Source organism: Pseudomonadales bacterium, assembly GCA_013215025.1.
Lineage (GTDB): Bacteria > Pseudomonadota > Gammaproteobacteria > Pseudomonadales > DT-91 > DT-91.
The window spans coordinates 1-8,283 of record JABSRR010000095.1 but is presented as its reverse complement, the minus strand read 5'-3'; the positions used below and the strand labels follow the sequence as shown (position 1 = coordinate 8,283).

Here is an 8,283-nt window from a genome sequence, read left to right as displayed (position 1 = left end):
ATATGTTGGGTGTGAGTGTTGTAATGATGCGTATATATTGTGCTTTCTGTCTATGCTTGTGCTTTTTTGGGGCATAAAGGCGATTAACGGCAATGTGGTATTAGTTGGTATTTAAGGCACAAGAAAAGGCAGGTATTTTGGCATGCTTATCCCAGTAATCCACCAGCCATATTTCATAATAGCCATTTAGCAGGGGTCTCAACGACGTGTTTAAGCGCAACAACTTTGCCGCAGTGTCGTTAAGCTGAGCCATGTGATGGCAAAGAGCTTAATCAGAGGATGAGGGTTTAAAAGAAGCGTTTAGGGGAGGATATCAAGAGGAAAACTTAGGGCAAAAGGAAGATTCTGAAAGAGAGCGATAACATACAGCCGCCAGAGGAATAAACGGCTGTGTTTCAAACTCGCACAATCTTAATCAGCCGCTGACTGCAGCAATAAAAACTCTATCAGCGCCTTTTGTGCATGCATACGGTTTTCGGCTTCTTGCCATACCACAGACTGGGGATGATCTAACATGCCATGACTAATTTCTTCACCCTCATGTGCCGGCAGGCAATGCATAAACAAGGCATCCGGGTTGGCCAGCTGCATTAGCTCAGGCGAGATTTGAAAATCTTTAAATGCCGCTTCACGTTTACGCTGTTCTTGCTCTTGCCCCATCGAGGCCCATACATCGGTCACTACCAGATCGGCCGCTGTCACGGCTTCAGCGGGGCTATGGTGTATTGAGAAATGTCCTGCTGCTTTGTCTTGCACAAAAGCTTTTGGTTCGTAGCCGTGGGGGCAGGCAATCTGAAGTGTAAAGCCGAATTGTTTCGCGGCTAACATATAAGAGTGGCACATATTATTGCCGTCGCCGACCCAAGCCACGCTTTTACCCGCAATACTGCCGCGCTGCTCTTGGTAGGTTTGCATATCAGCCAATAACTGACAGGGGTGAAAGTCGTCGGTGAGGCCATTGATTACCGGTACCGAGCTGTGTGCAGCAAACTCAGTGATTTTATCGTGACCAAAGGTGCGAATCATAATGATGTCGAGCATTGATGATAGCACTCGAGCGCTGTCACTCAGGGGTTCGCCGCGACCTAGCTGTGTATCACGTGGTGATAAAAACATGGCGTGCCCGCCAAGCTGCGCCATGCCGGCCTCAAACGACACGCGGGTTCGGGTTGAGGACTTTTCAAACACCATACCAAGTACAAAGTTTTTGAACGGCTGCTGTTCGCGCAGGGTCTGTAAGTTCTGCTTCATACTTATAGCGCGATCGAGAATTTGCTGTAGTTCGCTTGAGTTCAGATCTTCAAGAGTTAAAAAATGTCGTAATGCCATGATATCGAATGCTTTGGGCGGTTAGAGGGCAAAAGTCTAAGCGACTTTTTGGCCGTGCTCGAGTTGATAAATCAATTTGCAAAGAATGTCGCAGACTTGATCGATTTCGGAATGTTGCATGATTAATGGTGGCAATAACCGTATAACATGGCCTGCGGTCACATTGATCAACAGACCATGCTCTAATGCCATACTGACCAGTTCACCACAGTCGCGATTAAGGCTAATGCCAAGCATGAAGCCCTTGTTGCGAACCTCTTCAACAATAGTGCTGTCTGCCAGCTTTTGCTGTAACTGCGTGGAAAAATATTCTGCCTTTGCTGGAAGCTCAGGCAAAACTTCGTCAATGATAGTCGAAACCGTTGCCAATGCNGCNGCACAGACTAAGGGGTTNCCGCCATAGGTTGACCCATGGCTGCCAGCCTGCATTAAGCTGGCTGCNAAGCCTTGAGTGAGGCAGGCGCCAATTGGCACGCCGTTGCCCAGCCCTTTTGCGGTGGTGACAACATCGGGCAAGATAGCTTCATGCTGATAAGCAAAGTATTGACCGGTTCTGCCGTTGCCCGTTTGAACTTCGTCGACCATCATCAGCCAGCGATTATGGTCGCAGATCTCGCGAATCTTGCTTAAAAAGTCTGGTTTAGGCACATTCACACCGCCTTCGCCTTGAACAGGTTCAACCAGAACTGCAACCACATTGGGGTCATTGCTAAATGCGGTCAAGGCATCTATATCGTTATAAGCGATATGTTCAAAGCCGCTTAACAGCGGTGCAAAGCCTTGCTGTATCTTTTGGTTGGCAGTGGCCGAGAGAGTAGCCATGGTTCTACCATGAAAAGAGCCGTGAAAGGTAATGACTTTCGGCTGTTCAATGCCGCGCTGGTTGGCATAAAGTCTGGCTAATTTAATGGCGGCCTCATTGGCTTCAGCGCCAGAGTTACCAAAGAATACATTTTCCATGCCGGATACCGAGCATAGCAAATCAGCAAGCTGGTTCTGACGGCCAATATGATACAGGTTAGAGGTATGAATAAGCTGACCAGCTTGCGAGGTTATAGCTGCAGTAACAGCAGGGTGGCTATGACCCAAGGCACATACCGCAATACCGCTGATAGCATCAAGGTAGGCATTGCCTTGCTCATCGAAAAGCATCACGCCTTCACCGCGCACAAACTCTACCGGCAAACGCCCGTAGGTTGGCATAATGTGAGATGATGGGCCGCTATTCATATCTTGGTACTCGTAAAAACGTAAAAAGGCAGCGTTTGCTGCCTATAAGAGCGCAATCCTAGGCCATAAAAGGCCTGCAATCAAGCCAATCTGCGAAATAAGCCGCAGATTTAACGGCAGTATATTTCGCTGCAACAGCTTGCACTGGGTTCTTGTTTGGGCGGCTGTTTGGGCTGTGCTTATAGCTGCTTATCGGGTAGAATGCGCAACGATTAAATAGCAGTCGTCCAACAGAGGGCTTTACGATGGAAATTCTAGATACGATTAAAGATCAAATCGCATCCAATGATGTTTTGTTATACATGAAAGGTTCGCCGAATCAGCCACAGTGTGGTTTTTCCCAGCGGGCGTCGCAGGCAATAATGGCCTGTGGAAAACGTTTTGCTTACGTTGATATTCTATCGAACCCTGATATTCGCGCTAACTTACCAGCCTACGCCAATTGGCCAACGTTTCCTCAACTTTGGGTGAAAGGCGAATTGATTGGTGGCTGCGATATTATCACTGAAATGTATGAAGCCGGTGAACTGCAGGAGCTATTGAATGAGGCAGTGCCTGAATAAGCTTGCCAAGCTTTGCTGCATATGTCTGCTCGTATTCGCCATATCGAGCTGTTCAAAGCCTGCCTATGAGTCAGCCGGTATTGTTCTGGACGATAATGCTTCAGCAGAGGCTAAGGCGCTTGCAAGCCTGATGCAGTTGCCAGCTGATGATCGTGCTGATCAATTGGCTGAAGCAGGGCATTTTCAGCTACTGGCCTATTATCAGCCCGATGGCAGTATAAAAATACCAGGTATTGAGCAGCTCGAGGCAAACCCTTGGCGTGCAAAATATGGTATTGAGCTAGCGCCGGTGAATCTGGCAGCAGATAAGCCTGCAAATCATGCCGCGTTGGAGCAGTTTTTTCTCGACTATGCCACAACGTTCAACCGCGCATTAATTCAGCGTTACCATCAACTGAAACCATGAGAGCCCCATTGATATGCCAAAGCGTGAAGATGAGTTAGATTTGAATGACTTGCCAACCATTAATGTAGCGGCCGATTCATCAAGTATGGCTAATGTGCAAGCGGCGTCTCGCAGCCAAGCTGCAAAAAATGCTGCTGCAGGATCATCATCGGCTTCTTTTAGTCTCAGCAATAAAGCTTTTTTGGCAATGCTGTTGTTAATCGGCCTAAGTTTGGCCGCGAATATTTTCTTTGCGGTAACAATAAACCAGCTTCAGCAGCAGTCAGAGCAGCATATCAGCAGAACGGATGCGCTAGAGAAAAGTTTGACCAGCACTGATGAGAACATGAGCCAATCCTCTGTTGCGATGCAGATTAAGCTGCGTGAGCTAAGTGAAAAAACCGAAGAGCTATGGCAGCAAATGGATAAGCTATGGGCTTCAGCTTGGCGCCGTAACCAAACCGAGATTGCCGATCAGGGTAATGCTATCAAACAGCAGCAAACAGCGCTGGCGAGCATGCAAACGCTGACGCAGGATATCGAAAAAGTTAATATCCAGCTAAAAAATGAAATGATTGCCCTGCAAAAAGAATCGTTGTTGTTGGAGGCCTTGATTAGTCAAGTCAACGATATAGAGGCCAAGCAGCGTGAGAATGAAGTGTTAAAAACGCAGATTCAACAGTTAGCCAGTCAGCTGTCCGAAGTTGAAGACTTGAGCACTGATAATGCGCAGTGGATTGAGTCAATCAATGTCTTTAGGCAGCAAACAAATCAGTCGATTGCTCGGCTAGAACAACAAATTCAAAATAAACCCGCAACGCCTTAACCCGTAATTATCGATTGAAGGATTTCATATGACGGTTATCAAACAAGCAGATCTTATTGCCAGCGTCGCTGATGCACTGCAGTTTATTTCATATTACCACCCGAAAGATTTTATCACTGCTGTTAATGGTGCTTACGAAAAAGAGCAAAATCCGGCAGCAAAAGATGCTTTAGCGCAGATTTTGATAAATTCACGCATGTGCGCCACTGGCCACAGACCCATTTGTCAGGATACCGGTATTGTATCGGTGTTTCTGAAAATCGGCATGGATGTTACGTTTGATGATACCTCGAAGCCGTTAGAGGATATTGTTAATGAGGGCGTGCGCCAGGCGTACAACCACCCTGACAATAAATTACGTGCTTCGGTTTTAGCTGATCCAGACGGTGCGCGTAAAAACACGGGTGATAATACGCCTGCGATGGTTACCTACGAGCTAGTGCCTGGTAATACGATTGACGTATATCTTGCCGCAAAAGGCGGTGGTTCTGAGGCAAAAACAAAATTTGCCATGTTAAATCCATCTGACTCAGTTGTAGATTGGGTGTTAGAACAGGTGCCTAAAATGGGTGCTGGATGGTGTCCACCAGGCATGTTGGGTATTGGTATTGGCGGCACTGCCGATAAAGCCATGGCCTTAGCGAAAAAAGCACTGTTGCAACCTTTAGACATTCAGGAACTGATTAACAAAGGTGCGGAAACCCGCGCCGAAGAGTTACGCCTTGAGCTGTATGAAAAAATTAATCAGTTGGGTATAGGCGCACAAGGTTTAGGCGGTTTAACAACCGTGTTAGATGTGAAAGTTATGGATTGTCCAACCCATGCTGCGAATAAACCCGTAGCGGTTATCCCAAACTGTGCCGCAACGCGCTGGACTAAGTTTACTTTGGACGGCTCAGGACCAGCTCAGTTGCAGCCACCAAAGCTTGAAGATTGGCCAGAGGTGACGCGAGAGGCCGGTGATAATGTTAAGCGCGTTAATCTTCAAGAGATTACTAAAGACGATGTTAAATCTTGGCAGCCTGGTGATGTATTGCTTCTGAACGGTAAAATGCTAACTGGACGTGACGCCGCACATAAGAAAATTGTCGATATTCTCAATAAGGGCGAAACGCTGCCGGTTGATTTACAAGGCCGTTTTATTTACTACGTTGGCCCTGTTGACCCTGTGAGAGAAGAGGTCGTTGGCCCCGCTGGCCCAACTACTGCAACACGCATGGATAAGTTTACCCATCAGGTGTTAGCTGAAACAGGCTTGATGGGAATGATCGGTAAAGCCGAGCGTGGACCTGTTGCTATCGATGCGATTAAACAGTTTGAGTCAACCTACTTAATGGCCGTAGGCGGTGCAGCCTACTTAGTGTCGCAAGCGATTAAGCATGCTGAAGTTAAAGCGTTTCCAGAGCTGGGTATGGAGGCTATTTATGAGTTTGATGTGGTTGATATGCCGGTGACGGTTGCGGTTGATTCAAAAGGNGAGTCAGTGCATAAAACTGGCCCTGCGATATGGCAGGCAAAAATTGAGGAGCANGCTATCAAGCTTGTCTAACGATTTTATTAAAAACACGCTCACGAAAAAGCCGCAATATGCGGCTTTTTTTGTTTAAAGCTTAAAATCTCTGCTTAAAGCTTGAATTTTTGCTGCGTATCGTATTCGTATTTATCTGCAGGCTATATTCACTGCAGTTAACAATTGTTAGGACCGCCGAGCAAATATCTACTCGCGAAAAGATGCGCTATTTTCTCGGCACATAGGCAAGGTTTTGGTGCCAGAAATCAACCACATAATCAACGCGTGTTCTCAGTAATTCCCGGTATTGCGGCAGGTCACTGAGGTGAACCCAGCGACATTCAATGATGCCTTCCTCAACTTGTGGGTTTAGGTCGTCATCGTCACCGTCATATTCCATCACATACCAGTGGGTTTTTTTTAAATATTTAACGCCGCGATGAGAGGTTGTATGCCAGGTTGGTACCAATTTTCCGGTAATGCTTAAACGCTCAAGAGAGAGTCCAGTCTCCTCGTTGACTTCACGCAGAGCACAATCTTCGTAAGATTGCTGAGGCTCTACTCGACCCTTGGGCATATCCCATTTACCGCGTTTGAACATTAATAGAATATGATGGTAGTGATTGCAGACTAAACCACCGGCAGACTCAATAATAGGTAAGCCAATCGTGCTTTCAAGCGAATACGTGTCGTTCGTGTCCATGACCAATGATCCGGCAAATAATGTTATTAAGAATCTACATTATCAGCGATTTGCTGTTTTGTCAGATCTTTCAGGATATTTTTTTGCTGCAATGAGAGGCCGTCAAAGTTAACGCCGTCAATTTTTACACTGTAGTCTTTACGAATATCTTCGCCAGTCAGAGGTACAAACTGTCGATTGCCGAAACTGCGGATGAGGTACAGCATGGCGGTTAGTCTCGCTTCGCGTTTCTTGTTTGAGTTTATCACGACCCATGGAGATTGCTCAGAGGAGGTATGCGCGAACATCTGCTCTTTAAATTTAGTAAAAATAGCCCATTTCTCTCGAGCCGCTAAATCGTTTTCCGAAAACTTCCAGTAGGCAAGTGGGTTTGATAGGCGTTCATTAAAGCGTCTTAACTGAGTTTCTTCGCCAACCGACAAATACAATTTGACTAACAGCAGGCCACTGTCGATATGCTGATGCTCCCAATTTAAAACTTTCCGCATGAAATAGCGATATTGCTGCTGGGTGCAATAGCCCATAGTGGGCTCAATTAATGCGCGGGAATACCATGAGCGGTCAAAAAAAACCATCTGCCCGGGTGCAGGAAAACAACGTTGGTAGCGATTAAACCAATACTTTGATTCTTTTTCGTTAGGGATGCCAAAGGCATTGATACGATAACCTGAGGGAATCAGGTTTTCTGTGAAGCGTTTAATCGTTGAGCCTTTGCCAGCCGCATCTCTGCCTTCAAAGACAATCGCAACACGCAATTTTTGTTTTATAATGCGTTGCTGCAGGCGCAATAATTCTACCTGTAAGCGGCGCTTTTCGATTTGATAATCAGCGTTCGAAATGCCGTTATAAGGGGTTTCAATCGATTGGATTTTCTTAAGCTTCATGCACTTTGCCTACATTACCTGCAATGCATTAGGCAAATATCATGCCCAATAAACTATAGATAGAATATGTCACTTTTATGACAATACAATGACACACAGAGTCATACGACAAACAATGCCAATTGAATTAGCTGCAGTTGAACTTCTGAGGTGAGTCGAGTTTTGGATAATATTGTGTAAAGAAGTGAATAGCTTTTAAAGTTTGGAAACCATCAAACCAATCATCGAATGCTTTGCATCGCTGCTGTGTTTGTTTGAACTGCCTTAAAAAGCCAACGGCACGCGCCTGCAACTGCAGCTGCTTTGACAATTGCTGTAATAATGGCTGTTGCAGAGCGTCGACAAGCATATCTGCAACTTGTTGCTCGAGAAATTCATCGTTGGCGTCAAGTCCGCTGTTAGCGAGCTGATTCAGCAACATGAGCCACTGACGCAGTAAATGAAAGCACTCTGGATGATAAAAGATAGCTTGCTCACCATTAAGTAGCTTGCTAACCGCTGGGCCGGTGCCAAAGGGCACACGATCTGATATGCGACAGGCAATGCTAAGCGTGATGTCAGCGAGCGTGTTAACTGTGCCATGCTTCTGCAATTTATTGAGTAGATAAAAATCTTCGCCTGCCGCACGTTTTGGGAAGCCTCTTACGGCTACATAAGCTTGCTGTTGAATCAATAAGCAGCTGCCAATGCTGTGAAATGCATAATGCGATTTGGCCCATGCTAATCCATCAACATAATGATGCAAACTTCGCTCATAGGTTTGCGTGGCACTCACAATGCTGGGTACTTGGCCTGCTTGATCATGGCGGAAGTTGAGCACCCATGCCGCGGACTGCGCTTGCTGCGCGATAGT

General features: G+C 46.3%; 9 protein-coding genes. 4 read left to right on the top strand and 5 right to left on the bottom strand.

Annotated elements, in window-relative coordinates; genetic code table 11:
• Positions 1-411: 411 nt before the first annotated feature.
• Entirely contained in the window at positions 412-1,329 is a 918-nt protein-coding gene (argF, locus tag HRU21_08110; protein ID NRA42255.1) for an ornithine carbamoyltransferase, read from the bottom strand.
• 36 nt (positions 1,330-1,365) lie between these two features.
• Positions 1,366-2,559, bottom strand: a complete 1,194-nt coding sequence (locus HRU21_08105; GenBank protein NRA42254.1) for an aspartate aminotransferase family protein — start codon at positions 2,557-2,559, stop codon at positions 1,366-1,368.
• 245 nt (positions 2,560-2,804) lie between these two features.
• On the opposite strand from HRU21_08105, the gene grxD reads away from it, so the two are divergent.
• The 4 genes from grxD to HRU21_08085 are packed head-to-tail and all read left to right on the top strand — an operon-like array spanning position 2,805 to position 5,882.
• Positions 2,805-3,122, top strand: a complete 318-nt coding sequence (gene grxD / locus HRU21_08100) for a Grx4 family monothiol glutaredoxin (protein ID NRA42253.1) — start codon at positions 2,805-2,807, stop codon at positions 3,120-3,122.
• Positions 3,103-3,528 (top strand): hypothetical protein, encoded by a 426-nt coding sequence (locus HRU21_08095; protein NRA42252.1) that lies wholly within the window; start codon positions 3,103-3,105, stop codon positions 3,526-3,528. The genes grxD and HRU21_08095 overlap by 20 nt, the downstream gene beginning before the upstream one ends.
• A 13-nt stretch (positions 3,529-3,541) precedes the next feature.
• A complete protein-coding gene (locus tag HRU21_08090; protein NRA42251.1) occupies positions 3,542-4,333 on the top strand; it encodes a hypothetical protein in 792 nt (263 codons plus the stop codon).
• A gap of 28 nt (positions 4,334-4,361) precedes the next feature.
• Positions 4,362-5,882: a fumarate hydratase gene (locus HRU21_08085; GenBank protein ID NRA42250.1), complete on the top strand. Its 1,521-nt coding sequence runs from the start codon at positions 4,362-4,364 to the stop codon at positions 5,880-5,882.
• Positions 5,883-6,069: 187 nt separating this feature from the next.
• On the opposite strand, the gene HRU21_08080 is transcribed toward HRU21_08085, so the two are convergent.
• The 3 genes from HRU21_08080 to HRU21_08070 form a co-directional block, all read right to left on the bottom strand.
• The gene (locus HRU21_08080; protein NRA42249.1) at positions 6,070-6,546 is read right to left on the bottom strand and encodes an NUDIX domain-containing protein; all 477 of its coding nucleotides are present in this window, start codon (positions 6,544-6,546) and stop codon (positions 6,070-6,072) included.
• 26 nt (positions 6,547-6,572) lie between these two features.
• Positions 6,573-7,430, bottom strand: coding sequence for a polyphosphate kinase (locus tag HRU21_08075; GenBank protein NRA42248.1), 858 nt, complete (start codon positions 7,428-7,430; stop codon positions 6,573-6,575).
• Between the two features lie 127 nt (positions 7,431-7,557).
• Positions 7,558-8,283: hypothetical protein (locus tag HRU21_08070; GenBank protein NRA42247.1), on the bottom strand; the 726-nt coding region annotated here is incomplete at its 5' end.

Excerpts from the sequence above, each read along its gene's own strand:
- argF (NRA42255.1), bottom strand. The coding sequence starts at position 1,329 with ATGGCATTACGACATTTTTTAACTCTTGAAGATCTGAACTCAAGCGAA.
- grxD (NRA42253.1), top strand. The coding sequence starts at position 2,805 with ATGGAAATTCTAGATACGATTAAAGATCAAATCGCATCCAATGATGTT.
- HRU21_08095 (NRA42252.1), top strand. The coding sequence starts at position 3,103 with ATGAGGCAGTGCCTGAATAAGCTTGCCAAGCTTTGCTGCATATGTCTG.
- HRU21_08090 (NRA42251.1), top strand. The coding sequence starts at position 3,542 with ATGCCAAAGCGTGAAGATGAGTTAGATTTGAATGACTTGCCAACCATT.
- HRU21_08080 (NRA42249.1), bottom strand. The coding sequence starts at position 6,546 with ATGGACACGAACGACACGTATTCGCTTGAAAGCACGATTGGCTTACCT.
- HRU21_08075 (NRA42248.1), bottom strand. The coding sequence starts at position 7,430 with ATGAAGCTTAAGAAAATCCAATCGATTGAAACCCCTTATAACGGCATT.